This is a genomic window from Arenimonas terrae, assembly GCF_006265115.1.
In the GTDB taxonomy this organism is placed as follows: Bacteria; Pseudomonadota; Gammaproteobacteria; order Xanthomonadales; family Xanthomonadaceae; genus Arenimonas; species Arenimonas terrae.
In genome coordinates this window covers 364,434-389,598 of sequence record NZ_SMDR01000003.1, presented here as the reverse complement: position 1 = coordinate 389,598, position 25,165 = coordinate 364,434, and the positions used below count along the sequence as shown (strand labels likewise).

Sequence of the window (25,165 nt, the reverse complement as noted above, 5' to 3'; positions counted from 1 at the left end):
GATTGGGGCCGGCGCGGCGTCGCGCAAGCCCCGCCGGATCAGGCCGCGCCGGCCGCTTCCTTGTTGCGCGGCTTGATCACCAGGCTCAGCACCATGGCCGTGGCCAGGGTGACGGCCACCACGCCCAGCGAGATGGCGATCGGGATCTTCACCACGTCGATCAGCAGCATCTTGGCGCCGATGAACACCAGCACCGTCGCCAGGCCGTAGGCCAGCAGGTGGAAGCGGTCGGCCAGGTCGGCCAGCAGGAAGTACAGCGCGCGCAGGCCCAGCACCGCGAAGACGTTCGAGGTGAGCACGATGAAGGGGTCGGTGGTGATGGCGAAGATGGCCGGAATCGAGTCCACCGCGAAGATGACGTCGGTGACCGCGATCATCACCAGCACCACGAACAGCGGCGTGTACTTGCGGCGGCTGCCCTGGCCGATCCACAGCGCCTCGCCGTGGTAGCGGCGGATCAGCGGCAGGTGGGCGGTGATCCAGCGCAGGATCGGGTTCTTGTCCATGTCCGGCTCCTGGCCGGCGGCCCAGTACATCTTCAGGCCGGTGACCAGCAGGAACAGGCCGAAGAAATACAGGATCCAGTGGAACTGGGCGATCAGGGCAGCGCCGATGAAGATCATGATCGCGCGCAGCACGATCGCGCCCAGCACGCCGAAGATCAGCACCCGCTGCTGGCTCTGCGCCGGCACGCCGAAATAGGTGAACAGCATCAGGAACACGAAGATGTTGTCGACCGCCAGCGCTTTCTCGACCACATAGCCGGTGAGGAATTCGAGCGCGATGCGTTCGGCCTCGGGCCCGGGCATGCGCTCCTGCAGGTACCACCAGAGCCCGGCGTTGAAGACCAGGGCCAGACCGATCCAGGCGGCCGACCAGACCAGGGCCTCGCGGCCGCTGACCTTGTGCGGGCCGTTCTGGCGCAGCACGAGCAGGTCGACGACCAGGGCGGCGATGACGAAGGCCGTGAACACGGCCCACATGAAGGGGGTGGCGATGGTTTCCAATGGCGTCTCCGGGAACGTGGCCTCGCAACCGCAGGCGCGCGCGACGTTCCGGGACGGAACGACCTTCGCCGCTGGCGGGCGAAGGTCTCGCTCACAGGTCCTGGGACCTGTCTGCCGTACCGGGGCTTTGGACGTGGATCCGGGCCCGTGATGACGATAGCGGCAGCGGGAGCTACTCCCCTTCTACGGGCCGGAGTCTGCCATGGAAACGGCCGGCCGCGGTGAAATTGACGTCAATCACACCCGGCTGCCGCCGGCCGGGTTTAGTCTGGGGACAGGCGGCCAATGGCCGGGGCACGGGGGCGGCATGGATCTGGACGTCCGGTCGGTGATGTTGGTGGGGGTGCTGCTGAGCGCCCTGACCGTGCTGTTGCTGGCCCAGGCCGGCCGGGCTTTCCCGGTCGAGCGGCGCCGCCACCTGCGGATCTGGACCGTCGGCCTGATGCTGCACCCGGCGGCCTGGGCGATGCTGGCCTCGCGCGGCCTGGTGCCCGATACGCTGTCGATCGCCCTGGGCAACGGCCTGCTGCTGTTCGGCTTCGCCGAGATGTGCCGGGCGGTGCGCGGATTCCAGGAGTTGCCGGAATGGCGCGGGCGGCTGTGGGGCGGCGTCGCGCTGGCAGTGCTGCTGCTGACGGTGTTCGCGGAGTGGCGACCGAACTACAGCGCGCGCGTGCTGGTCAACTCCACCAGCGCGATGCTGCTGCTGGGCGGCATCGCCTGGGCCCTGCTGCCGGCCCTGGGCCGCGGGGGGTTCAGCGCGGCGCGGCTGACCGGCATCTTCGCGGCGCTGGGCGTGGCGGTGGCGCTTTGGCGGTTCGCCGAACACGCGCTGGCGCCGCGGGTTTCGGGCAGCCTGCTCGAGGCCGGTCCCAGCGACCTGGTGGTCTTCGTCTACGCCTGCGTGGGCGTGATGTTCCTCAGCCTGGGCTTCGTGCTGATGCATACCGAGCGCGCCTACGAGGACCTGCGCCGGCTGGCGTCGGTGGACAGCCTCACCGGCGTGTTGGCGCGCAGCGGCCTGGCCGACCAGGGCCTGCGCCTGATCGCCGAGGCCCGCCGCCACGGCCGGCCGCTGTCGGCCCTGCTGATGGACATGGACCACTTCAAGTCGGTCAACGACAGCCTGGGCCACCAGGCCGGCGACAGCCTGCTGCGCCACCTGGCGGAACGTGCCCGCCGGGTTCTGCGCGGCGAGGACGCGCTGGCGCGGCTGGGCGGCGACGAGTTCGTGGCCCTGCTGCCCAATACCGACGCGGCCGGCGCGCGCGTGGTCGCCGAGCGGCTGCGCGAGGCCCTGGGCCAGCTGCACATGCGCTTCCACGGCGAGGAGGTGCCGGCGCCGCTGTCGATCGGCGTTGCCCAGCTGCGCGACGACGACGACAGCCTCGAGGCCCTGCTCAAGCGCGCCGACCAGGCCATGTACCGCGCCAAACGCGCCGGTGGCGACCGGGTCGAGCTGGCTCCCGCCGGCTGATGGCCGCGCCCGGGGGCGGGCCCCGGTACAATTGCGCGATGAATACGCCCGCCCTGCCCGTCGTCCAGCTCAAGATCGAACGCCGCTCCAACCACCCCTGGATCTTCCAGAAGATGGTGGAGAAGCCTGTGGCCAAGCCCAAGCCGGGCAGCCTGGTGGACATCGTGGACAACACCGGCGCCTGGGTCGGCCGCGGCTTCTACAACGGCCACTCGCGCATCGCCCTGCGGGTGCTCACCGCGGACCCGGACGAGGCGATCGACGAGGCCTGGTTCGCGCGCAAGATCCGCGCCGCCGTGGCCCTGCGCCGCGATCTGCTCAAGCTCGACCAGACCACCGACGCCTGGCGCGTCGTGCATTCCGAAGGCGACGGCATCTCCGGCCTGGTGGTGGACCGTTACGGCGACCTGCTGGTGGTCGAGTTCTTCTCGGCCGGCCCGTTCCGCTACCGCGAATGGATCTATGCCGCGCTGTCGAAGGAGTTCCCGGGCTGCCGCTTCTACAGTTTCTCGGAAGAACACGTGCAGAAGCAGGAGAGCTTCGACTTCCGCTCGCCGCCGGCGCCCGAGCCCAGCGTCATCAGCGAACACGGCCTGAAGTTCCGCGCCAGCCCGGGCAGCGGCCACAAGACCGGCTTCTTCGCCGACCAGCGCGACAACCGCGAATACCTGACGCGTTTCACCGAAGGCAAGCGCGTGCTCGACATCTGCTGCAACTCGGGCGGCTTCGCCATCTACGCCAAGGCCCGCGGCGGCGCCGAGGAGGTGATCGGCATCGACCTGGACGAGGAAATCCTCGAGATCGCCGAGAAGAACGCCCGCCTGAACAACGCCAAGGTGAAGTTCGTGCAGGCCGACCTGTTCCCCTACCTGCGCGACGCGCAGCAGCGCGGCGAACATTTCGACGTGGTGATCCTGGACCCGGCCAAGCTCACTCGCGACCGCGAACAGGTGATCGCCGCGCTCAAGAAGTACAACGACATGAACAAGCTGGCCATGCAGGTGGTCAAGCCCGGCGGCATCCTGCTGACCTGTTCCTGCACCGGCCTGGTGAGCGAGGACGAGTTCCTGGACATGATCCGCCGCGCCGCCTTCTACGCCGGCCGCACCGTGCAGATCCTGAAGGTCGCCGGCGCCGGCGCCGACCATCCGGTGATGGCGCATGTGAAGGAAAGCCGTTACCTCAAGGCGGTCTTCTGCCGGGTGGATTGAGCCCGGCGTCGGCTAGACTGCGCGCTTTCCGTTTCCGGTAACGCTCCCTTGGACGCCCCCGCCCCCGCCGCGCCGACCGTGCGCCGCGCCGCGATGATCTTCATCTTCATCACGGTGCTGATCGACATCCTCGCCTTCGGCCTGATCATCCCGGTGCTGCCGCACCTGATCGAGGATTTCGTCGGCGGCGACACCGCGACCGCGGCCGGATGGGTCGGCATCTTCGGCACCACGTTCGCGGCGATCCAGTTCATCAGCTCGCCGATCCAGGGCGCGCTGTCGGACCGCTTCGGGCGCCGGCCGGTGATCCTGCTGTCCTGCCTGGGCCTGGGCGTGGACTTCATCTTCATGGCGGTGGCCGACTCGCTGCCCTGGCTGTTCGTGGGCCGCGTGATCTCGGGATTCACCGCCGCCAGCTTCTCGATCGCCAACGCCTACATCGCCGACGTGGTCGCGCCGGAGAACCGCGCGAAGAGCTACGGCATGCTCGGCGCCGCCTTCGGCCTGGGTTTCATCATCGGCCCGGTGGTCGGCGGCCTGCTCGGCGACATCGACCTGCGCGCGCCGTTCTGGGCCGCGTCGGTGCTGGCGCTGGCGAACTTCGTCTACGGCTGGTTCGTGCTGCCCGAGTCGCTGCCGCCGGAAAAGCGCTCGCCGCGGTTCGACTGGAGCCACGCCAACCCGATCGGCTCGCTGGTGCTGATCAAGCGCTACCCGCACGTGCTGGGCCTGGCCGCGGTGATCATGCTCGACAACCTGGCGCATTACGTATTCCCCAGCGTCTTCGTCCTGTACGCCGACTACCGCTACGACTGGGGCATCAAGGAAGTCGGCTACGTGCTCGCGGCCGTCGGCATCTGCACCGCGATCGTGCAGGCCGGCCTGATCGGGCGCCTGGTCAAGGCGCTGGGCGAGCGGCGCGCGCTGCTGGTGGGGCAGGCCTGCGGCCTGGCCGGCTTCACGCTGTATGCGTTCGCGCCCAGCGGCTGGATGTTCCTGGCCGGCATCCCGGTGATGGCGTTCTGGGGCCTGGCCAATCCGGCCGTGCAGGCCCTGGCCACCCGCCAGGTGGACCCGGCCGAACAGGGACGGCTGCAGGGTGCCTTCATGAGCCTGGCCAGCCTGGCCGGCGTCGCCGCCCCGGTGATGTTCACCGGCGTGTTCGCGGCCGCCATCGGCGACTATGCCGACTGGCATTTCCCCGGCGCGCCCTTCCTGCTTTCGGCGCTGATCGTCGCGCTGGCGCTGTGGGTCTCGCACCGCGCCACCCGCGCCCGCTGAAAAATCCGGGGTCAGAGTGCATTTATCCGGCCGCCGCCGGATAAATGCACTCTGACCCCGGATCTGATTGGGGCGTCATCGCGGCGCGTGCACGGGCGGGCGCTAAACTGGGGGCCTGCCGCCAGGAGCGTCGCCGATGAGTACCCAGGACAAACCCGCCGTCACCCAGGCCGAGGCCGAAGACGCCGTGCGCGTGCTGCTGCGCTGGGCCGGCGAGGATCCCACGCGCGAAGGCCTGCTCGACACCCCCAAGCGCGTGGCCAAGGCCTACGGCGACTGGTTCAGCGGCTATGCGACCGAACCGCGGGAATACCTGGCGCGCACCTTCAAGGAAGTCGCCGGCTACGACGAGATGATCGTGCTGCGCGACATCGAGTTCGAGTCGCACTGCGAGCACCACATGGCGCCGATCGTCGGCAAGGCGCATATCGGCTACCTGCCGGACGGCAAGGTGGTCGGCATCAGCAAGCTGGCGCGGGTGGTCGAAGCCTACGCGCGCCGCTTCCAGGTGCAGGAGAAGATGACCGCGCAGATCGCCCAGTGCATCCAGCACGTGCTGGCGCCGCGCGGCGTCGGCGTGGTGATCGAGGGCGCGCACGAATGCATGACCACCCGCGGCATCCACAAGCGCGGCGTCAGCATGATCACCTCGAAGATGCTGGGCACCTTCCGCGAGGACGCCCGCACCCGCGCCGAGTTCCTGGCCTTCATCGACGTCGGCCCCGGCCGCTGAGGCTGGAGTACCGCGACTGCCGTCGCGGTTCGCTTCGGGGTGGCTGACCGCGGTCATGCGGCCGGCCTATACTCGGCCCCCATGAGCGACCCCCGCGCCCAGCTGCAGTCCCTCCGGTTCATGATCTCGGCCGCGCCCGGCCTGCGCGAGCGCGACGACTGGCTCGCGCGCCTGGACGTGATCGCCAAGGCGCTGGAGCCGCCCCCGCGCACCGACGCCACCATCGCCGGCAACCCGGCCGAAGTCGCCCGCCTGCGCCAGGACGTCGAGGACGCCGAACACGCCCGCGACGCCGCCAACCTGCAGCGCATGAAGGTCGCCGGCCAGCTCAACACCCTGCAGAAGGCGCTGGCCGCCGCCGCGCCCGACGTCCCGCCCGCCAAGGACGCGCAGAGCCACGCGCTGGCCCGCATTTCCTGGCTGGCCGACCACGGCGGCGCCGACCCGCAGGCGGCCGTGGCCGCCAAGACCGCGGAGATGGATGCGCCGATGCCCGGCCGCGCCGTGCTCGAGGCGGTCATCGCCGGCGAGCGCAAGTTCACCAAGGCCCAGCTCGAGTTCACCATCGCCGAGGCCATGGTGCTCACCGGCTGGGCCCAGACCCCGCTGGAGCTGATGGAGCAGGGCGAAGCCTGGCTGGCCGAGCTGATCCTCAAGAACCAGGCGGACGCGGTTTGAGCCGGCCTGCCGAGGAGCGCGAACTTCGAAGCGCACGACGACCTGGTGCCCTCAACGCGGCGGCAGCGAACGCATACGCCCTTGATCAGTCGGCGCGGTCGGGCGCCTGCTCCAGCGCCGCCAGCTCCTGCTGCGCGGCGCGCAGCGAACCGCCCACCGCTTCACGCTCGAACCAGTCCCGGCAGCGGTAGCTCAGCCAGGCCACGCCCGCGGACATGGCCAGGCCGGCGCCGAGGTTGATCAGCACCACCGACGGCCGGCTCAGCCAGATGTCCCAGCCCCCCCAGGCCAGGCCCGCGAACACCGCCGGCACCCAGGCCGTGAAGCCGGCCACCAGGCCCCAGCGTTCGCCCCAGATCCGCACCCGCCGAACCAGCAGCAGGCGCTTCTGCACCTTCGCCACCGGCTGCCGGTAATCGAGGATGGCGATCGCCAGCAGCTGCACCACCGCGGTGATCAGCAGCAGCAGGCCATAGGCGTGCAGGCCGATGCCGTAGGCCACCAGGTGCCACTGGCCCCAGCGTTCGATCCACCACGGCGCGATCGTCACCACCAGGGCGGCGCCGGCCAGCAGCTGCAGCCCCTGGCCCAGGCCCAGCAGGCGGATGCGCGAACGCAGCGCGTCCAGGCGGCGGTGCAGGCGCTGTTCGCGCGCCTGCGCCTCCAGTCCGGCCAGGCGCGTGTCGAGCTGGCGCCAGGCGTTTTGAAGTTCAGTCAGTTCCATGGTCGTCTCCGGAGGGATCGCCGGCGAGCCGGCGCAGGTGTTGGCGGATGCGGCCCAGGCGGGTCGCGGCATTGGTTTCGCTGATGCCCAGCACGTCGCCGCTGGCGCGGTGGCTGCAGCCCTCCAGGTGCAGCAGCAGCAGCGCGCGGTCGAGCGCGCCCAGCGAGTGCATCGCCTGCTGCACCAGGGCCAGGCGCTGGTGGCTCTCGGCGTCCACGTCGCGGGCGCCGACCAGGTCCTCGTGTTCGCTGCCCAGCGATTCGTGCGGCGCCCGCGGTTGCCGGCGCCGCCACGAGATCGCCACGTTCAGCGCGACCCGGTACATCCAGGTGGCGAAGGGCCGGGCCGGGTCGTAGCCGGACCAGCCGTGCCAGAGCTGCAGGCGGATCTCCTGGGCCAGGTCGGCGCGGTCGTGCCGGTCGAAGGCATAGCTGGCCGCGACCTTGGCGACGATGCCGGGGTGCTCGGCGAGCAGGCGTTCGAAATCGGCGGTATCGGCGGGGCGCGGCATCGGGGTGGCGTAGGTGTCCATGCCGGGGTGATTCGCCGCGGCGCGGACATCATCACACCCGCCCGGCCGGCCCAGCCGGCGGGAGGCCGGCGCCGACCCGGGGCCGGAGCAGCCTGGTGGCCGGCAACCATGACTTCCGGCCCGTGTTTACCGAGCGGCTATCTTCTACAACTGTCGTACGACACCTGTAGAGGAAGGCCATGGCCCGCGAGCCACACACCGACGACATCGCCCTGAGCGAGCTGCAGCTCGACGTCATGCGCGTGCTCTGGCGCGGCGAGGCCAGCGTGGCGGATGTCGCCGCGGCCCTGGTCACCTCGCGCGGGCTGGCCCACACCACCATCGCCACCGTGCTGACCCGCCTGGCCAAACGCGGCCTGGTGGACGCCAACCGCGACGGCCGGCAGCTGATCTACCGCGCCCTGGTGGACGAATCCCAGGTGCGCCGCTCCATGGTCGGCGACCTGATCCAGAGCCTGTTCCGCGGCGACCCCAAGGCCCTGCTGGCGCACCTGGTCAGCGAAAAGGAAGTCGCGCCCGGCGACCTCGAGCGCGTGCAGGCCCTGCTGGCGAAAGCGCCGAAGGACCGCCCATGAGCGCGCTCGATCTCGGCCTGTCCCTGCTGCTCACCTTCGTACTGCACGCCAGCCTTCTGCTGGGTGCGGCTTGGCTGGCCGAACGCGCGGGCCTGCTGCGCCATCCCGGCGTAGCCGAGCTGGCCTGGCGGATCGCGCTGTTCGGCGCCCTGGTCTCGACCGGGCTGCAGTTCGCGCCGCTGCCGGCCATGCCCGAGCTTCCGGCCGACACCTTCGCCGCCGCACGCGGCGATGCCTCGCGCCTGCCGCTGGCGGCGCCGCCGGCGCAGCTGCCGACGCCGCGGCAGATGCCGGCCGCGACCATCGTTCCGGACGCCCCGGCACGCGAGGCAGCGGGCGAAGCGGCCGCGACGACGGCGCCCGCCGACGCGTCGCGCGCCAACACGCCGCGCCGCGCCGACCCGCTGGACCTGCGTGCGCTGCGCCTGCCGTCCTGGTCCGCCGGCGCCCTGATCGCGCTGTGGGCGCTGGTCACCGGCGTGGCGGCCCTGCGCCTGTTCTCGCAGCTGCTCGCGCTGCGCCGCCTCCGCCGCGAAAGCGGGGTGCTGCGGGCGGACGCGCCGCCGCAGCGGCATGCCGAGGATCTCGCGCGCGGCTTTGGTCTCGCGCCGCCGCCGCTGCGCTGCCACGCCGCGATCAGCAGCCCGATGGCCCTGCCCGGCGGCGCCGTGCTGCTGCCGGCCTGGGCGACGGCGATGCCGGACGCGCAGCAGCGCGCCCTGCTCGCCCACGAAATCGCCCACCTGCACCGCCGCGATCCGGCCTGGCGCCTGCTGCAGCGCCTGGCCCTGCTGCCGCTGAGCTTCCATCCGCTGGCCCACCACGCCGTGCGCCGCCTCGAGTCGCTGGCCGAAGACGCCTGCGACGCGCACGCCGTGCAGCGCCTGGGCAGCGGTCGCCCGCTGGCCGAATGCCTGGCCGCCTGCCTCACCCACGCCGGCGCCCGCGCCGCGCATCCCGCCCTCGCGGTGGCCATGGCCGGCGACGCCGGCCCGGTGGTCCGCCGCGTCACGAACCTGCTGGAGGAATTCCCGATGAGCCCGCGTTCCCTGTCCCCCGCCGTGCACCGCACCGCCCTCACGCTCGCGCTCGCCGCCGCCATCGCCCTGCCCGGGCTGGCCGTGTCCACCTACGCCGGGCCCGCGCTCGCGGCCGGCGGCTGGCTGGAGAACATCTTCGACGACAAGGGCGACAACTACAGCTATCGCGCCTCCGACAACGGCGAGAGCCTGGCGGTGAACCTGCGCGGCAAGGTCGGCTTCGACGCCACCGAAACCGATGTGGTCAGCCTGGGCGCCGGTGCCCGCCTGCAGATCACCGAGACCCGCGAAGGCGTCACCCGCGCCATCCTCTTCCACGGCGTCGACGGCCGGATCGTGCGCGACTACCGCGTGGACGGCGACGAAACGACCCTCGACGCCGCCGGCCGCGCGTGGCTCGCCGCCGCGCTGCCGCGCATCCTGCGCGAGACCGGCATCGACGCCGAGGCCCGCGGCAAGCGTTTCCTCGCCCGCGGTGGCGCCGACGCGCTGCTGGCCGAGATCGCCCTGATCAATTCCGACTACGCGGCGCGCCGCTACCTGCAGGTGCTGTTCGCCAACACCGCGCTCGACGACGCCCAGCTCAAGCGCGCGCTGGCGCTGACCGGCGCCATCGGCTCGGACTTCGAGATGCGCCATGCGCTGCAGGCCGCCTTCGACAGCCAGAAGCTGACGCCCGCGCACCAGGCCCAGGTGCTGGCTACGGCCGAGGACATCGGCTCGGACTTCGAGCTGGCCGAGCTGCTGGGCCACTTCGCGGAAACCCAGTCAGTGCAGGGCGCGGCGCTGCCGGCCTGGCAGCGCGCGCTGGCCACCATCGGCAGCGACTTCGAACACCGCCGCGTGCTCGAGAGCCTGATCGCGAACGGCAAGGACACGCCGGGCGCGGCCCGCGTCGCGCTGGAAAGCGCCGCCGGCATCGGCAGCGACTTCGAGCTGCGCCAGGTGCTGGAATCGGCCGCGCCGGCCACCCGCGCCGACACGGCCACCCTGGGGGCCTGGCTGCGTGCGGCCGGCGGCATCGGCTCCGACTTCGAACATCGCGAGGCGCTGGTCGCGCTGATCGAGGCCGGCCCGGTCGACGTGCCGCTGGCGACCGGCGTGCTGGTGTCGCTGGGCGACGTCGGCAGCGATTTCGAGGCGCGCCAGGTGCTCGAGTCCCTGGCCGAACACATGCCCAACGATGCCGCGCTGATCGAACGTTTCCGCGCCGCCGCGCGCACGCTGGGCGACTTCGAGCGCGGCCAGGCCGAAAAAGCGCTCGACCGCTTCTACGCCGCCAACTGACAACCCAATCCGGGGTCAGAGTGCATTTATCTTCGGGGCCAAGATAAATGCACTCTGACCCCTGATCGGTGAACCCGGACCGGCGCTCCGGGAAAAGAAAAACCCCGGCCTGCGCCGGGGTTTTCTTTTCACGCCGGAAGTCCGGGCCTCAGGCCGCCGCCGCCGGCGCCTTCGGGTTGCGCCACGTCGCCAGCAGCTCGGCCTCGCGGGCCTTGGCCTTGGCGAAGTGCGCTTCCTTGACGTGGCCGTAGCCGCGGATGTGTTCCGGCACCGAGGCGATCTGCGCGGCCAGGTCGACATTGCCGCCGTCGAGCGCGGCCAGCAGCTCTTCCACCGTCCTGGCGTAGTCCACGATCAGCTGGCGCTCCATGCGGCGCTCCTCGGTCTTGCCGAAGACGTCGAAGGCGCCGCCGCGCAGGAACTTCAGCTTGGCGAGGAACCCGAAGGCCGTGAACATCCACGGGCCGTATTCCTTCTTGATCAGGTGGCCGTCGGCGTCGCGCTTGGCGAACAGCGGCGGCGCCAGGTTGAAGTGGATGGTGTAGTCGCCGTCGAACTGCTGCTCGATGCGGCGCTTGAACTCGCCCGAGGTGTACAGGCGCGCCACTTCGTACTCGTCCTTGTAGGCCATGAGCTTGAAGTAATAACGCGCCACGGCTTCGGTGAGCGCGGTCGAACCCGGCGCCTTGCGCGCCTCGGCCTGGCGCACCTTGTCCACCAGCGCGACGTATCGGCCGGCGTAGGCGGTGTCCTGGTAGTCGGTGAGGAACTTGACGCGGCGCTCGATGGTTTCGTCGAGGTTGCGGGAGAGGCGCTCGTCGTCCAGCGGCAGGGCGATCACGTCGGTCTGCGGCGCTTCCGCCAGGCCGGCGGCTTCCAGCACCGCCTGCGGGTTGATGGCAGCCAGGCGGCCCCAGGCGAAGGCGGTCTTGTTCATCTCGATCGCCGCGCCGTTGAGCTCGATCGCGCGCACCAGGGCCTCGTAGCTGATCGGCACCAGGCCGCGCTGCCAGGCCACGCCCAGCATGAACAGGTTGGTGGCGATGGCATCGCCCATCAGCGTGGTGGCGATCTCGGTGGCGGCGACCTGCACCGGCTCGCGCCCGCCCAGCGCGGTGCGGATGGCCTCGACGATGCCCGCGGCCGGGAACTGCATGTCCGGCTGGCGGGTGAAGGGGCCCGGCATCGCCTGGTAGTCGTTGATCACGACTTCGGTACGGTCGGCGCGGATCTTAGACAGCGCCCAGTAGTCGTTCACCACGACCATGTCGCAGCCCAGCACCAGGTCGGCTTCGCCAGCGGCGATGCGCACGGCGTGGATGTCGGCCGGGCTTTTCGCGATGCGCACGTGCGTGGTCACCGCGCCGCCCTTCTGCGCCAGGCCGGTCTGGTCGAGCACCGAGGCGCCCTTGTGTTCGAGGTGCGCGGCCATGCCCAGCAGGGCGCCGATGGTCACCACGCCGGTGCCGCCGACGCCGGTGATCAGGATGTTCCAGGGCTGGTCGAGGCTGCTGCGGATCTGCGGCTCCGGCAGGTTGGCCAGCAGCTCCTTGTTGCCGGTGGCCTTGCGCTTGCGCGGCCCGCCGCCCTTGATGGTGACGAAGCTCGGGCAGAAGCCCTTCACGCAGCTGAAATCCTTGTTGCAGTTGCTCTGGTCGATCTCGCGCTTGCGGCCGTATTCGGTTTCCTTCGGCAGCACGCTGACGCAGTTCGACTTCACGCCGCAGTCGCCGCAGCCTTCGCAGACCAGCGAGTTGATCGCGGTGCGCTTGGCCGGATCCGGCATCTTGCCGCGCTTGCGGCGGCGGCGCTTTTCGGCGGCGCAGGTCTGGTCGAAGATCAGCACCGAGGTGCCCGGCACTTCGCGCAGGCGCTTCTGCTGGGCGTCGAGCTCGGCGCGGTCGTAGAACTCCACGCCGGACGGGAAGATCGAACGGTCGGACCATTTCTCGATGTCGTCGCTGAGCACGACGATGGTCTTCACGCCCTCGCTGCGCACCTGGTGCGCGATGTCGGGCACGGTGAGCGTGCCGTCCACCGGCTGGCCGCCGGTCATCGCCACCGCGTCGTTGTAGAGGATCTTGTAGGTGATGTTCACCTTCGCGGCGATCGACTGACGGATCGCCAGCGAGCCGGAATGGAAGTAGGTGCCGTCGCCGAGGTTCTGGAAGACGTGCTTTTCGTCGGTGAACGGCGCCTGGCCGCTCCAGGTCACGCCTTCGCCGCCCATGTGCGTGAACGTATCGGTCTTCCGATCCATCCAGGTCACCATGTAGTGGCAGCCGATGCCGCCCAGCGCGCGCGAGCCTTCCGGCACCACGGTGGACGAGTTGTGCGGGCAGCCCGAGCAGTAGTGCGGCACGCGCGGGAAGTTGGCGCGCGGCGCGGCCAGCTCCTTCTCCTTGGCGGCGATCCACTGCAGGCGGCTGTCCATCTGCTCGGAGCGGAAGAAACGCTGCACGCGCGCGGCGATCACGCGGGCGATGCGGGCCGGGGTGAGCTCGTTGGTGCTGGGCAGGACCCAGTTCTCTTCCTCATCGTACTTTCCGATGATGCTGGGACGCGCACCATGCTCCCAGTTGTACATGTATTCCTTCATCTGCCGCTCGATGAAGCTGCGCTTCTCCTCGACGACGATGATGTCCTCCAGCCCGCGCGCGAACTCGCGGATGCCGACCGGCTCCAGCGGCCAGGTCATGCCGACCTTGTAGACGCGGATGCCGATGTCCTCGGCCACCTTGCGGTCGATGCCCAGGTATTCCAGCGCCTGCAGCACGTCCAGGTAGCTCTTGCCGGTAGTGACGATGCCCAGGCGCGCCTTGGGCGAGTCCACCACGACCTTGTCGATGTGGTTGGCGCGGGCGAAGGCCTGCGCGGCCTTCACCGCGTACTGGTGCAGGCGCATCTCCTGGTCCAGCGGCGGGTCCGGCCAGCGGATGTTGAGGCCGCCCGGCGGCAGTTCGAAATCGCCCGGCAGCAGGATGTCGAGCTGGTGCGGGTTGACGTTCACCGACGCCGACGACTCCACCGTTTCCGCGATCGTCTTGAAGCCGATCCAGCGTCCGGTATAGCGGCTCATCGCCCAGCCCAGCAGGCCCATGTCCAGGATGTCCTGCACGCCGGCCGGGTTGAGCACCGGCATCATCGCGCTCTCGAACTCGCCTTCCGAACCGTGCGGCAGGGTGGACGAGCGGCAGGCGTGGTCGTCGGCCGCCAGGGCCAGCACGCCGCCCATGCGCGAGGTGCCGGCGGCATTGCCGTGCTTGAACACGTCGCCGCAGCGGTCCACGCCCGGGCCCTTGCCGTACCACATCGAAAACACGCCGTCGTACTTGGCGCCCTGGAACAGGTTGGTCTGCTGCGAGCCCCAGACCATCGTCGCGCCCAGGTCCTCATTCAGGCCCGGGGTGAACTCGATACCCGAGGCCTTCAAATGCTTGCGCGCCTTCCACAGCTCCAGGTCGAAGCCGCCCAGAGGCGAGCCGCGGTAGCCGGAGATGAAGCCGGCCGTATTGGCGCCGGCGGCGCGGTCGCGCATCTGCTGCATCAGCGGCAGGCGCACCAGGGCCTGGACGCCGGACAGGTAGATGCGGCCTTCCTCGCGGGTGTACTTCGACTCGAGGTCGTACCCGAGGTCGAGGGCGGGGGCGGTGAGCGGGGCTGGCACGGACATGGCGGGCTTCCGGGGTACTTGAGCAAAGACTCGGAATTATAGCAGCGGGGCCTGTCCCGGCCGGGACACGATCCCGGCGCCGTCCGGGCCCGGCCCGGCCGCCCGGCTGCGCCGTCCGCGTTGAAGCGGACACAAGGGGACTTCACGCGACCGCCATGCGGGGCTGAACGCCGTGCTTCCCCGCTCACCGGCCGACCGGTAGAGTCGGCGGACGCGTTCAGGGCACGGGCTTTCGGGGGAAAGGCATGAGTCTGGCGGGTCTTAGCATCCTTCTGGTGGAGGACCACGGCTTCCAGCGCCGTCTGGGCCTGCGCCTGCTCGCCGACCTGGGACTGACCCAGCTGCACGAAGCGGCCGACGGTTTCCAGGCCCTGGACCTGCTGCGCGCCCTGCCCGGACCGCCCGATGTCGTTCTGGTCGACCTGGACATGCCGGGCATGGACGGCGTCGAGTTCATCGGCATCGTCGCCCAGGAGCGCCTGGCCCGCTCGATCGCCGTGGTCAGCGCGATGGAGCCGGCCCTGCTGCATACCGTGCAGGTGATGGCCAAGGCCTCGGGCCTGCGCGTGCTGGGCTGCATCGAGAAGCCGCTGACGCCCGGCAAGCTGACCACGGTGCTGTCGCTGTTCGAGACCGAAGCCGGCGCCGGCCATGTCGTCAGCGACGTCGAGGTGAGCCTGGACGAAGCCCGCACGGCCCTGGCCCGCGGCGAGATCGTTCCCTGGTTCCAGCCGCAGGCCGAATTCGGCAACGGCAAGATCATCGGCGTCGAGGCGCTGGCGCGCTGGCGCCTGGCCGACGGCCAGATGGTGCCACCGGCGGTGTTCGTGCCGGTGATGGAGGCCGGCGGCCTGATCGACGAACTGACCAGCCTGATGCTGGTGCAGAGCTGCGCCTGGTGGAAACGCTGGCAGGCGCGCGGCCTGGACCTGAAGATCTCGGTCAACGTCTCGGCCCACAACCTCACCGGCCCGGAAGTGGCCGACCGCTACGAGGCGGTGCTGCGCGAACACGGCCTGAGCCCCGAACAGGTGATCCTGGAGATCACCGAAAGTTCGGTGATGAGCGACACCGCGCGCGGCCTGGGCATGCTGGCGCGCCTGCGCCTGAAGGGCTTCGGCCTGAGCGTGGACGACTTCGGCACCGGCTATTCCTCGCTGTCGCAGCTCTCGCAGATCCCCTTCACCGAACTCAAGATCGACCGCGGCTTCGTCAGCGGCGCGCCGGGCCAGCCGCGCAAGCGCGCGATGATCGAAACCAGCCTGGACCTGGCCCGCAAGCTCGACCTCAAGGTGGTCGCCGAAGGTGTCGAGACCATCGAAGAATGGCAGCTGTTGGCCGGGCTGGGCTGCGACTTCGCCCAGGGCTACCTGATTTCGCCGCCGGTGCCGGGCGAGCAGCTGCCCGACGCCATCCAGCGCTGGCGCCAGACGCACCACTAGGCCGCGCATGCCGCGACCGGGGCCCACGTTCGGCATCCGACTGCAGCTGCTGGGCCTGTTCGGCCTGCTCCTGCTGACCGGTGCCGGCGTACTGACGCTCGACGAAATCGAGCGCCGCCAGAACCAGCAGGCCCTGCAGGAGCTCAAGGACGAATCCCTGGCCGGCCTGCGCCGCATCAAGGCGGTGTCGGACGCCTACGGCCTGGACATCGTCGACACCGCCTTCCGCGTGCGCAACGACCTGATCGCCTGGGAAGAGGGCGTGCAGGTCGTGGACAACGCCCGCATGCGCATCCGCGAACACTGGGCGGCGCTGGAGAAGCTGCCGCAGACGCCGGAGCAGGCCAAGCTGTTCCAGCAGATCAGCCGCGCCCGCATCCGCGCCGACACCGCCGCGGAAACGCTGCGCGGCATCCTGGTGCAGCAGGACATCGTCGCCCTGGGCCGTTTCGCCGACACCGAGCTGTACCCGGCCATCGACCCGGTGACCACGCGCATGAAGCACCTGAGCGACCTGGAGATGATCGAGGCCGAGCAGCGCGTGCGCGAACAGGACCGACGCGCCAGCCGCGCCGCTTGGATCCGCACCCTGCTGAGCCTGTTCACCCTGGCCGTGGTCGCCGTGGTCGGCGCCAAGCTGGTGCGCAACATCTACAAGGGCGTCGAGAGCCTGACCGCGCTGGCGCACCAGATGCGCCGGCACGACTACCAGGCGGTGCCGCGCTACAAGCCCTCGGGTGAACTGGGCGAGGTGCTCGACTCCTTCCTGGGCATGCGCGACGACGTGCGCAAGTTCGAGGGCGAGCTCAACCAGCAGCTGGCGCGCAACGAGCAGGTGCGCGCGGTGCTGCAGGAGCGCGAGGTGTTCCAGCGCTCGCTGTTCGCGGCGGCGCGGGTGGCGATCATGTCGCTCGACCTCGAGGGCCGCTTCACCAGCTTCAACCCCTATGCCGAACGCCTGACCGGCTACCGCGCCGAGGAGATGATCGGCAAGCGCGGCGTCGACCGCCTGCTGCTGGCCGAAGAGGCGCAGCGCGTCGCGGCCGACCTCACCGCCGCCCGCGACCAGCGCGTGCCGCCGGACGCGCGCATGATCACCGCGATGATCGAGCAGGGCACGCCGCCGCTGGAGTGGACGGTGGTGCGCAAGGACGGCAGCCACGTGCCGGTGCTGCTGGCGACCTCGGCGATGCGCGACGGCACCGGCAAGACCGTCGGTTACCTCGGCGTCGGCACCGACCTCACCCAGATCAAGCAGCTCGAGCAGCGCCTGCGCAGCAGCGAGGCCCGCGCCCGCGAGGCCAGCGACGCCAAGTCCAGCTTCGTCGCCGCGATGAGCCACGAGATCCGCACGCCGATGATCGGCGTCACCGGCATGCTCGAGGTGCTGCAGCACAGCGAGCTGAGCGACGACCAGCGCCGCACGATCCAGGTGATCCAGCAGTCGGCGCGTTCGCTGCTGCAGATCATCGGCGACATCCTGGACTTCTCGAAGGTCGAAGCCGGGCGGCTGGAACTCTCGCCCACCACGATCTCGCTGCCGCGGCTGCTGCAGTCCACCGTCGCCAACTTCAGCGGCTCGGCTTCGAGCAAGGGCCTGGTGCTGACCTGCGAGGTCGACGACCGCATCGGCCCCGCACATGTCGCCGACGGCCTGCGCCTGCGCCAGGTGCTGAGCAACTTCCTGTCGAACGCGATCAAGTTCACCGAAAAGGGCGTGGTCGAGGCCGCGCTGGAATGGCAGGGCCGCGACGGCGACGGCGACCGCGTGTGTTTCCGCATCACCGACACCGGCATCGGCGTCACGCCCGAGCAGCAGGCGCGCCTGTTCCAGCCGTTCTCGCAGGCCGAGGGCAGCACCACGCGGCGCTTCGGCGGCACCGGCCTGGGCCTGGTGATCTCGCGCCGCCTGGCCGAGCTGATGGGCGCCCAGGTCGAGATGGACAGCACGCCCGGCGCCGGCACCACGCTGCGGCTGACGGTGACGCTGCCGCGCGGCAAGGTCGAGGAGCTGGAGCCGGAGCTGGCCCCCGATGCCTCGCAGGGTTTCATGGCGCGGCCATTGCCGACGGTCGAACAGGCCCTGGCCGAACGCAGCCTGATCCTGATCGTCGACGACCATCCGACCAACCGCCTGGTGGTCGCGCGCCAGCTCGCGCTGGCCGGTTACGCCAGCGAAGCGGCCGAGGACGGCGTGCAGGGCCTGGCCGCCTGGCGCAGCGGCCGTTACGCCCTGATCCTGTCCGACGTGCACATGCCCGAGATGGACGGCTACGAAATGGCGCGCGCGCTGCGCGACGAAGAGGCGCGCACGCACAAGCCGCGCACGCCGGTGATCGCCCTGACCGCCGCGGCGCTCAAGGGCGAAGCCGAACGCTGCCTGGCCGCCGGCATGGACCAGTACCTGGCCAAACCCGTGAGCATTCCGGAGCTGGTGCAGGCCCTGCAGCGCTGGCTGCCGCACACCGCGCCGCTGGCCGGCGACATGCGCGCGCCGGCGCCGCTGCCGCAGCTCGGCGGCGACCCGACCCCGCTGGACCCGTCGGTGCTGATGCCGCTGACCGGCGGCGATGCTGCGGAGACCCGCGCCCTGCTCGACGACTACCTCGCCGCCACCGAGGCCGACCTCGTCGAACTGCGCACCGCCCAGGCCGCCGGCGATCTCGAGCGCCTCGCCCGCCAGGCCCACAAGCTCAAGGGCGCGGCGCGCCTGGTCGGCGCGCATCCGCTGGCCGAAGCCGCCGCGTCACTGGAACACGCCGCCAAGCAGGCGGACTGGCCGCAGGTGCTGCCGCATGCGGCCGATGTGGCGACGGCCTTCGAGCGGTTGAAGCGGCATGTGATGGAACGGTACTAGGAGCGAGGAAATAGGAAGTAGTGAATAGGAAGTAGAGAGAAGCCGGATCCGCCTTCTCTACTTCCTATTCACTACTTCCTACTTCCTCGCTTCAGTATCCCGCCGCCTGCCCGTCCTTGCGGCTCTCGCTGGCACCGACGTACACGCCGTTCGCATGGTCGCGCATGATCGCCTGGTAGCCGCCGTAGGGGCCGTCGGCAAACTCGACCACATGGCCCTTGCGCATCAGGGCGCGGATCGTTTCATACGGGAAGCCCGTTTCCAGGTTCACCACGCCGCCGTCGCTCATCGCCACCATCTGGCCGGCGGGTTCGGTGCTGCCGTCGTGCTGGATGCGCGGGGCGTCGCCGGCTTCCTGCAGGTTCATGCCGAAGTCGACCAGGTTCATCACGATCTGGGCGTGGCCCTGCGGCTGCATCGCGCCGCCCATCACGCCGAAGCTGACCCAGGGCTTGCCGTCCTTGGTCAGGAACGCCGGAATGATGGTGTGGAAGGGACGCTTGCCGGGTTCGAAGGAATTCGGATGGCCGGCTTTCAACACGAACTGCTCGCCGCGGTCCTGGAAGATGAAGCCCAGCCCCGGCGGCGCCATGCCGCTGCCCATGCCGCGGTAGTTGGACTGGATCAGCGACACCATCATGCCGTCCTTGTCGGCGACGGTCATGTAGATGGTGTCGCCCTGGTTGAGCGGGCCGCCGGCGTCGACGGCCTTGGCGGCGCGGTCGGGGTCGATCAGCTTGCGGCGCTCCGCGGCGTAATCGTCCGAGATCAGGCGCGCGACCGGCGCGGGATGGAAGGCCGGGTCGGCGTAATAGCGCGCGCGGTCGGCGAAGGCGAGCTTCTTGGCCTCGACGAACAGGTGCACGTGTTCGGCGCTGCCGAAGGGAATCTTCGAGAAGTCATAACCCTCGAGGAGGTTGAGGATCTGCAGCGCCGCGATGCCCTGGCCGTTGGGCGGCAGCTCCCAGACGTCGACGCCGCGGTAGTTGCTGCTCACCGGCTCGACCCACTCGCCGGTGTGCGCGGCCAGGTCCTCGTAACGCAGGAAGCCGTCGTTGGCGGTGAAGTAGGCGTCGATGCGCCGCGCGATGTCGCCCTTGTAGAAGGCGTCGCGGCCCTCGCGGCCGATGGTCTCCAGCGTGTTCGCCAGGTTCGGGTTGCGCCACAGCTCGCCCTTGCGCGGTGCGCGGCCGTCGATGGTGAACTGCTCGGCGAAGCCCGGCCACTTCGACAGCACCGGCACGCTGCGGCCCCAGTAGTAGGCGATCACCTCGTGCACCGGATGGCCATCGCGCGCGTACTTCACGGTCGGCGCCAGGTTCTGGGCCATGCTGCGGCGGCCGAAGCGTTCGTGCAGGGCGAACCAGGCGTCCACGGTGCCCGGCACGGTCACCGGCAGCGGGCCGTGCGGCGGGATGTCGGTATACCCGTTCTGCGCGAACCATTGCCGCGACAGCGCTTTCGGCGAGCGGCCCGAGCCGTTGTAGCCGTGCAGCTTCTGCGTCTTCGGGTCCCAGACGATGGCGAACAGGTCGCCGCCGATGCCGTTGCCGGTCGGCTCCATCAGGCCCAGGGCCGCGTTCGCGGCGATGGCCGCGTCCACCGCGCTGCCGCCCTGGCGCATCGTGTCGAGCGCGATCTGGGTGGCCAGCGGGTGCGAGGTGGCGGCCATGGCCTCGGGCGCGAACACCTCGGAGCGGGTGGCGAAGGGCAGGCCGGTGATGCGGTCGGCGCCGTGGACAGGCGGGGACATCAGCCCGACGGCGGCCACGGACGTGGCGATCAGGCAGGAAAGCATGACTTTCATCGGTAGGCTCCGGGCCGGGACTGGGCGAAGATAGCGCAACCGCCCCCTGCCCAAGCGAAGGAACCGTGATGCGCACCCTGGTCCTGATGTTGTCCCTGCTGCTCACGGTCGCCTGCAGCCGCGAACCGGCCCCGGTGGCCGAGGCCGCGCCCAAGGCCGACCCGGCCGCGGTCGCCGCCGAACTCGACGCCCTGCTCGAGGAATGGCACCAGGCCGAACTCAAGGCCAACCCGATCTTCGCCACCGCCCTGGGCGACCTGCGCTACAACGACCAGCTGCCCAACTTCTATTCGGCCGAGTACCGAGCCGAAGCCGAAGCGCGCGAACGCGACTTCCTGGCCCGGGTGCAGAAGCTCGACCGCGAGGCCCTGACGGGCCAGCACCGCCTGAGCCGCGACGTCTTCGTCAGCGACCGCGAGCTGTCGCTGGAAGGCAACCAGTTCCCGGGCTGGATGCTGCCGGTGCACCAGTTCGGCAACTACGGCAGCTTCTTCGCCCAGCTCGGCTCCGGCCAGGGCATCCAGCCCTTCCGTGAGGTCAAGCACTACGACGACTTCCTGGCCCGCATCGCCCGCTTCCCCGAGATCAACCAGAGCGCCATCGCCAACATGCGCGAAGGCATCCAGGCTGGCGTGGTGCAGCCGCGGCCCGTGGTGGAGAAGTCGATTCCGCAGTTCGCCGCGCACATCGTCGCCAAGCCCGAGGACAGCGTGTTCTGGGGCCCGATCAAGGCCATGCCGGAATCCTTCAGCGCCGAAGACCGCGAGCGCCTGACCGCCTCCTACCGCGCCGCGATCACCGACGTGATCGTGCCTGGCTACACCGCCATGCGCGATTTCCTGCGCGACGAATACCTGCCGGCCGCGCGCGAAGGCGTCGGCCAGATGCACCTGCCGCAGGGCAAGGAGTGGTACGCCTTCAACGTGCGCACCAACACCACCACCGACCTCACGCCCGAGCAGATCCACCAGTTCGGCCTGGACGAGGTGGCGCGCATCCTGGCCGAGATGAACGCGGTGCGCGAGCAGGTCGGTTTCCAGGGCGACCTGAAGGCTTTCTTCGAACACCTCAAGACTGGCGACCAGTTCTACTTCAAGACCGAGGAAGAGGCGCTGCAGGCCTACCGCGACGCCCAGAAGAAGATCAATCCGCTGCTGCCCCAGCTGTTCGACATCTTCCCCAAGGCCGACTACGAAGTGCGGCCGGTCGAGGCCTTCCGCGCCGAATCCGACGCCGGCGCGTCCTACCAGGCGCCGTCGCCGGACGGTTCGCGCCCGGGCGTGTTCTACCTCAACACCTTCAACCTCAAGGCCCAGCCCAACTTCCTGGTCGAGACGCTGTCGATCCACGAAGCCTCGCCGGGCCACCACTTCCAGATCTCGATCCAGCAGGAAGTGGAATCGCTGCCGGCCTTCCGCCGCTTCGGCGGCTATACCGCCTATGCCGAGGGCTGGGCGCTGTACGCCGAGTCGCTGGGCAAGGAGCTCGGCCTGTTCACCGATCCCTACCAGTGGTACGGCCGCCTGAGCGACGAGCAGCTGCGCGCGATGCGCCTGGTCGTGGACACCGGCCTGCACTACTACGGCTGGAGCCGGCAGCAGGCGATCGACTACATGCTGGCCAATTCTTCGATGGCCGAATCGGACGTGGTCGCCGAAGTCGAGCGCTACATCGTCATCCCCGGCCAGGCCCTGGCCTACAAGGTTGGCCAGCGCGTGATCCGCGAGCTGCGCGAGGAGGCCGAGGCCGAGCTGGGCGCGGCCTTCGACGTGCGCGCCTTCCATCGCCAGATCCTGGTCGACGGTGCGCTGCCGATGGGCGTGCTGCAGACCAAGATCCGCGAATGGATCGCGGCCGAGAAGGCGAAGGCGGCCAAGGCCGGCTGATCCGTACGCTCCGATGGCCTTCGACGCCTTCGCCCTGATCCTGGCGATGCTGGCGCTGGGACTGGGGTTCCAGCGCCTGCGGCTGTTCCCGGAGAACGCCGCCGAAGTGCTGAACAAGGTGGTGCTGTACGTCTGCCTGCCGGCCTCGGTGCTGATCTACGCGCCGCGGCTGGAGCTGGGCGCCGACGTGCTGGCGATCGCCGCCGTGCCCTGGCTGCTGCTGGCCGCGACGGTGCTGCTGGTCGGCGGCGTCACGCGGCTGCTGAAGCTGCGGCCCGACGAACATGCGGTGCTGTTGCTCACCGTGGCCCTGGGCAATACCAGCTTTCTAGGCTATCCGCTGGTGCGCGCGCTTATCGGTGAACAGGCGCTGCCGTTCGCGGTGATCTACGACCAGTTCGGCGCCTTCCTGATCCTGTCGACGTTCGGGCTGTATGTGCTGGCGCGTTACGGCGGCGACCAGAAACCGACAGCGGCGACGATCGTTCGCCGCGTCCTCACCTTCCCGCCGTTTATCGCCCTGGTCGTTGGCCTCACGGTGATGCCGGAAACGCCGCCCGCGTGGATCGGCGGCGGCCTGCAGCGCCTGGCCGACGCCCTGCTGCCCCTGGTGGTGCTGGCGATCGGCCTGAGCATGAAACTCGCGCTGCCGCGCGATGAACTCAAGCCGCTGGCCGCCGGACTGACGCTGAAGCTGGCGGTGATGCCGCTGATCGCGCTGGCCATCGCGCCGCTGCTCGGCCTGGACGGTGCCATGCACGACACGGTGGTGCTGGAATCGGCGATGCCACCGATGATCACCGCCGCGGCGCTGGCCATCTCGCACCGGCTCGCGCCGGGCCTCGCGGCCGCGATGGTCGGTTATGGCATCCTGCTGTCGCTGGCGACCCTGCCGGCGTGGACCTGGTTGCTGCAGCACCTCGGCTGATCGGACGATGAGCGAACCTTCCCCCACCCCCGGTGTGCGTTTTCCGCCGCCGCTGATCTTCCTGCTCGGCCTCGGCGCCGGGCTGGCGCTGGAACATCTGCTGTTTCCCTGGGAGCTGGTCAGCCCTCCGGTGCTGCCGGTGCTGCGCGGCCTGGCCGCAGCGTTCGCGCTGGCCGCGGCCTGGCTGCTGCTGAGCGCGCTCGGCGGCTTCCGCCGCAAGGGCAACGACCCGCGTCCCTGGCGCGAGGACACCGCCTTCGTCGAGGACGGCATCTACCGCCACACCCGCAACCCGATGTACCTGGGCATGGCCCTGGCCTACGTCGCGATCACGCTGGCCTGCAACAGCCTGTGGCCGCTGCTCACGCTCGGCCCGGTGCTGTTCGTGATCCGCCACTACGTGATCGGCCGCGAGGAGGCCTATCTGACGCAGCGTTTCGGCCAGACCTACACCGACTACTGCCGGCGCGTCGGCCGCTGGTTCTGAGTCCGGAGCACTTAGTCGGCGGGCACCGTGCGGGAGCGCGCCCACTCGCGAAGCCCGTTGACCTGTTCGGCCATCAGCACGCTCAGCGGACGGGTGGCTTTCACCTCCGCGATCACGCGGGACTCGTCCACCGGCAGCCCTTCGGCGTGGGCGGAATAGAGCGCGCTGACCACGGCCTGTTCGATCTCGGCGCCGGAAAAGCCGTCGGCGGCACCGGCCAGCGCGTCCAGCGAAAACCCCTCCCAGTCCACCTCGCGCTTGGCCAGGTGGATGCGGAAGATCTCGGCGCGGGCGGCGTGGTCGGGCAGGTCCACGAAAAAGATCTCGTCGAAGCGGCCCTTGCGCAGCAGCTCCGGCGGCAGGTCCTGCACGGCGTTGGCGGTGGCGACCAGGAAGACCTTGGACTTGCGTTCGGCCATCCAGGTGAGGAAATAACCGAGCACGCGCCGCGACACGCCGCCGTCCTCGCTGCTGCCCGACGCGGCCAGGCCCTTCTCCAGCTCGTCGATCCACAGCACGCAGGGCGAGAGCTGCTCGGCCGAAGTCAGCGCATCGCGCAGGTTCTTCTCGGTCTCGCCGTGGTACTTGTTGTAGAGCGTGCCGAAATCCAGCCGCACCAGCGGCACGCCGAAACCGCCGGCCACGGCCTTGGCCGCCAGCGACTTGCCGCAGCCCTGCACGCCCAGCAGCAGCATGCCCTTGGGCGGATCGAGGCCCGGCGGCAGCGCGTCGGCGGTGAAGGCGCCGCGGCGCTGGTTCACCCAGGCCTTGAGGCGGGTCAGGCCGGCGACGTCGGCGAAACGCGCGGTGTCGAACTCGAAATGCAGGTGGCCGGACTTGTTGAGCAGCTCGAACTTGAGCTTGGCCAGCTCGGGCAGGTCGTGCGCGCCGATCGCGCCATCGCGGAAAATCAGGTGCCGGGCGATGCGCCGGGCCTCGTTGAGCGACAGGCCGCGCAGGTTGCGCACGATCGCCTTCAGCGCCTCCTGGTCGACCTCGACGCGCTTGCCGCCGTGTTCGCGCATGTAGATCGCGGCTTCGTCCTGCACCAGCTTCAGCAGCGCCTTTTCGTCCGGCAGGCGCAGCGAGAAACGCACCGCCAGGTGCTCCAGGTCCGGCGGCAGTTCGATCTTGGCGCCGACCAGGACCAGGGTGTGTTCCTTGCAGCCGCGGCGGTCGAGCGTCTCGCGCACCATGCGCTGCGTGGTCGCGTAGCCGAGGTAGGGGTGGAAATCGAGCAGCAGGTGGATGCCGCGCTGGTCCATCTCACGGATCGCGCGCAGGGTGGCGGTGGCGTCGGGCGGCGCGATCGGCGCGTCCTCGCCGTCCAGGTCGACGCGACGCAGGCCCTCGGTGATCGACCAGCGGAACAGCGGCCGCCAGACGTTCATCAGCAGGTGCCGGAACAGGTCCACCACGCGGCCCTCGTCGGGCGTTTCGATCACGATCAGCGCCGTGTTGGCGCGGACGAGGGAGGTGAGGTCCTGCAGTTCGCTCATCGGGGTTCCTTCGCGGGAACGCGGATGATACCGGAGCCGCC

Annotated in this window: 18 protein-coding genes; 12 read left to right on the top strand and 6 right to left on the bottom strand. The window is 69.9% G+C overall.

The features are described 5' to 3' along the window. Nucleotides 1–38: 38 nt before the first annotated feature. A complete protein-coding gene (locus E1B00_RS13465) occupies nucleotides 39–1,007 on the bottom strand; it encodes a TerC family protein (RefSeq protein ID WP_139449619.1) in 969 nt (322 codons plus the stop codon). 307 nt (nucleotides 1,008–1,314) lie between these two features. On the opposite strand from E1B00_RS13465, the gene E1B00_RS13460 reads away from it, so the two are divergent. From E1B00_RS13460 to E1B00_RS13440, 5 genes are all read left to right on the top strand, one after another. Continuing rightward, the gene (locus E1B00_RS13460) at nucleotides 1,315–2,484 is read left to right on the top strand and encodes a GGDEF domain-containing protein (RefSeq protein WP_176693264.1); all 1,170 of its coding nucleotides are present in this window, start codon (nucleotides 1,315–1,317) and stop codon (nucleotides 2,482–2,484) included. Nucleotides 2,485–2,522: 38 nt separating this feature from the next. Further along, entirely contained in the window at nucleotides 2,523–3,695 is a 1,173-nt protein-coding gene (locus E1B00_RS13455) for a class I SAM-dependent rRNA methyltransferase (RefSeq protein ID WP_139449615.1), read from the top strand. 93 nt (nucleotides 3,696–3,788) lie between these two features. Further along, a complete protein-coding gene (locus E1B00_RS13450) occupies nucleotides 3,789–4,976 on the top strand; it encodes a TCR/Tet family MFS transporter (protein ID WP_220396298.1) in 1,188 nt (395 codons plus the stop codon). Between the two features lie 136 nt (nucleotides 4,977–5,112). Beyond that, nucleotides 5,113–5,709 (top strand): GTP cyclohydrolase I FolE, encoded by a 597-nt coding sequence (gene folE / locus E1B00_RS13445; RefSeq protein ID WP_139449612.1) that lies wholly within the window; start codon nucleotides 5,113–5,115, stop codon nucleotides 5,707–5,709. A gap of 81 nt (nucleotides 5,710–5,790) precedes the next feature. Beyond that, nucleotides 5,791–6,387 (top strand): hypothetical protein, encoded by a 597-nt coding sequence (locus E1B00_RS13440; protein WP_139449610.1) that lies wholly within the window; start codon nucleotides 5,791–5,793, stop codon nucleotides 6,385–6,387. 85 nt (nucleotides 6,388–6,472) lie between these two features. On the opposite strand, the gene E1B00_RS13435 is transcribed toward E1B00_RS13440, so the two are convergent. Together E1B00_RS13435 and E1B00_RS13430 are read right to left on the bottom strand one after the other, a co-directional pair. Next, complete coding sequence (locus E1B00_RS13435; RefSeq protein WP_176693263.1) at nucleotides 6,473–7,111, bottom strand: DUF2721 domain-containing protein; 639 nt, start codon at nucleotides 7,109–7,111, stop codon at nucleotides 6,473–6,475. Continuing rightward, nucleotides 7,098–7,643, bottom strand: coding sequence for an RNA polymerase sigma factor (locus E1B00_RS13430; protein ID WP_246048713.1), 546 nt, complete (start codon nucleotides 7,641–7,643; stop codon nucleotides 7,098–7,100). Before E1B00_RS13430 ends, E1B00_RS13435 begins: the two co-directional genes overlap by 14 nt. Nucleotides 7,644–7,822: 179 nt before the next feature. On the opposite strand from E1B00_RS13430, the gene E1B00_RS13425 reads away from it, so the two are divergent. Together E1B00_RS13425 and E1B00_RS13420 are read left to right on the top strand one after the other, a co-directional pair. Continuing rightward, nucleotides 7,823–8,218 (top strand): BlaI/MecI/CopY family transcriptional regulator, encoded by a 396-nt coding sequence (locus tag E1B00_RS13425; protein WP_139449607.1) that lies wholly within the window; start codon nucleotides 7,823–7,825, stop codon nucleotides 8,216–8,218. Continuing rightward, complete coding sequence (locus tag E1B00_RS13420; protein ID WP_139449606.1) at nucleotides 8,215–10,545, top strand: M56 family metallopeptidase; 2,331 nt, start codon at nucleotides 8,215–8,217, stop codon at nucleotides 10,543–10,545. Before E1B00_RS13425 ends, E1B00_RS13420 begins: the two co-directional genes overlap by 4 nt. 148 nt (nucleotides 10,546–10,693) lie before the next feature. On the opposite strand, the gene E1B00_RS13415 is transcribed toward E1B00_RS13420, so the two are convergent. Next, nucleotides 10,694–14,218, bottom strand: a complete 3,525-nt coding sequence (locus E1B00_RS13415) for an indolepyruvate ferredoxin oxidoreductase family protein (RefSeq protein WP_139449605.1) — start codon at nucleotides 14,216–14,218, stop codon at nucleotides 10,694–10,696. Between the two features lie 245 nt (nucleotides 14,219–14,463). On the opposite strand from E1B00_RS13415, the gene E1B00_RS13410 reads away from it, so the two are divergent. After that, complete coding sequence (locus E1B00_RS13410; RefSeq protein WP_139449603.1) at nucleotides 14,464–15,660, top strand: EAL domain-containing response regulator; 1,197 nt, start codon at nucleotides 14,464–14,466, stop codon at nucleotides 15,658–15,660. 7 nt (nucleotides 15,661–15,667) lie between these two features. Then, nucleotides 15,668–18,517, top strand: a complete 2,850-nt coding sequence (locus E1B00_RS13405) for an ATP-binding protein (protein WP_139449602.1) — start codon at nucleotides 15,668–15,670, stop codon at nucleotides 18,515–18,517. Nucleotides 18,518–18,608: 91 nt separating this feature from the next. Here the strand turns inward: E1B00_RS13405 and ggt are convergent, their stop codons facing one another. Continuing rightward, complete coding sequence (gene ggt, locus E1B00_RS13400) at nucleotides 18,609–20,324, bottom strand: gamma-glutamyltransferase (protein ID WP_425456512.1); 1,716 nt, start codon at nucleotides 20,322–20,324, stop codon at nucleotides 18,609–18,611. Between the two features lie 68 nt (nucleotides 20,325–20,392). Between ggt and E1B00_RS13395 the strand changes: the two genes are divergently transcribed. The 3 genes from E1B00_RS13395 to E1B00_RS13385 are packed head-to-tail and all read left to right on the top strand — an operon-like array spanning nucleotide 20,393 to nucleotide 23,625. Further along, the gene (locus E1B00_RS13395) at nucleotides 20,393–22,210 is read left to right on the top strand and encodes a DUF885 domain-containing protein (RefSeq protein WP_139449600.1); all 1,818 of its coding nucleotides are present in this window, start codon (nucleotides 20,393–20,395) and stop codon (nucleotides 22,208–22,210) included. A gap of 13 nt (nucleotides 22,211–22,223) precedes the next feature. Beyond that, nucleotides 22,224–23,138, top strand: coding sequence for an AEC family transporter (locus tag E1B00_RS13390; protein WP_139449598.1), 915 nt, complete (start codon nucleotides 22,224–22,226; stop codon nucleotides 23,136–23,138). A gap of 7 nt (nucleotides 23,139–23,145) precedes the next feature. After that, nucleotides 23,146–23,625 carry a methyltransferase family protein gene (locus E1B00_RS13385; protein ID WP_176693262.1) on the top strand — a complete coding sequence of 160 codons (480 nt, stop codon included), beginning with the start codon at nucleotides 23,146–23,148 and terminating at the stop codon, nucleotides 23,623–23,625. An 11-nt stretch (nucleotides 23,626–23,636) separates the two neighbouring features. Here E1B00_RS13385 and E1B00_RS13380 read toward each other — a convergent pair whose 3' ends face one another. Then, entirely contained in the window at nucleotides 23,637–25,124 is a 1,488-nt protein-coding gene (locus E1B00_RS13380; protein ID WP_139449595.1) for an AAA family ATPase, read from the bottom strand. Nucleotides 25,125–25,165: the final 41 nt, after the last annotated feature.

Bases quoted from the DNA above. Each gene is read 5' to 3' on its own strand.
- E1B00_RS13460 (WP_176693264.1), top strand. From the start codon at position 1,315: ATGGATCTGGACGTCCGGTCGGTGATGTTGGTGGGGGTGCTGCTGAGC.
- E1B00_RS13455 (WP_139449615.1), top strand. From the start codon at position 2,523: ATGAATACGCCCGCCCTGCCCGTCGTCCAGCTCAAGATCGAACGCCGC.
- E1B00_RS13450 (WP_220396298.1), top strand. From the start codon at position 3,789: ATGATCTTCATCTTCATCACGGTGCTGATCGACATCCTCGCCTTCGGC.
- folE (WP_139449612.1), top strand. From the start codon at position 5,113: ATGAGTACCCAGGACAAACCCGCCGTCACCCAGGCCGAGGCCGAAGAC.
- E1B00_RS13440 (WP_139449610.1), top strand. From the start codon at position 5,791: ATGAGCGACCCCCGCGCCCAGCTGCAGTCCCTCCGGTTCATGATCTCG.
- E1B00_RS13435 (WP_176693263.1), bottom strand. From the start codon at position 7,111: ATGGAACTGACTGAACTTCAAAACGCCTGGCGCCAGCTCGACACGCGC.
- E1B00_RS13430 (WP_246048713.1), bottom strand. From the start codon at position 7,643: ATGGACACCTACGCCACCCCGATGCCGCGCCCCGCCGATACCGCCGAT.
- E1B00_RS13425 (WP_139449607.1), top strand. From the start codon at position 7,823: ATGGCCCGCGAGCCACACACCGACGACATCGCCCTGAGCGAGCTGCAG.
- E1B00_RS13420 (WP_139449606.1), top strand. From the start codon at position 8,215: ATGAGCGCGCTCGATCTCGGCCTGTCCCTGCTGCTCACCTTCGTACTG.
- E1B00_RS13415 (WP_139449605.1), bottom strand. From the start codon at position 14,218: ATGTCCGTGCCAGCCCCGCTCACCGCCCCCGCCCTCGACCTCGGGTAC.
- E1B00_RS13410 (WP_139449603.1), top strand. From the start codon at position 14,464: ATGAGTCTGGCGGGTCTTAGCATCCTTCTGGTGGAGGACCACGGCTTC.
- E1B00_RS13405 (WP_139449602.1), top strand. From the start codon at position 15,668: ATGCCGCGACCGGGGCCCACGTTCGGCATCCGACTGCAGCTGCTGGGC.
- ggt (WP_425456512.1), bottom strand. From the start codon at position 20,324: ATGAAAGTCATGCTTTCCTGCCTGATCGCCACGTCCGTGGCCGCCGTC.
- E1B00_RS13395 (WP_139449600.1), top strand. From the start codon at position 20,393: ATGCGCACCCTGGTCCTGATGTTGTCCCTGCTGCTCACGGTCGCCTGC.
- E1B00_RS13390 (WP_139449598.1), top strand. From the start codon at position 22,224: ATGGCCTTCGACGCCTTCGCCCTGATCCTGGCGATGCTGGCGCTGGGA.
- E1B00_RS13385 (WP_176693262.1), top strand. From the start codon at position 23,146: ATGAGCGAACCTTCCCCCACCCCCGGTGTGCGTTTTCCGCCGCCGCTG.
- E1B00_RS13380 (WP_139449595.1), bottom strand. From the start codon at position 25,124: ATGAGCGAACTGCAGGACCTCACCTCCCTCGTCCGCGCCAACACGGCG.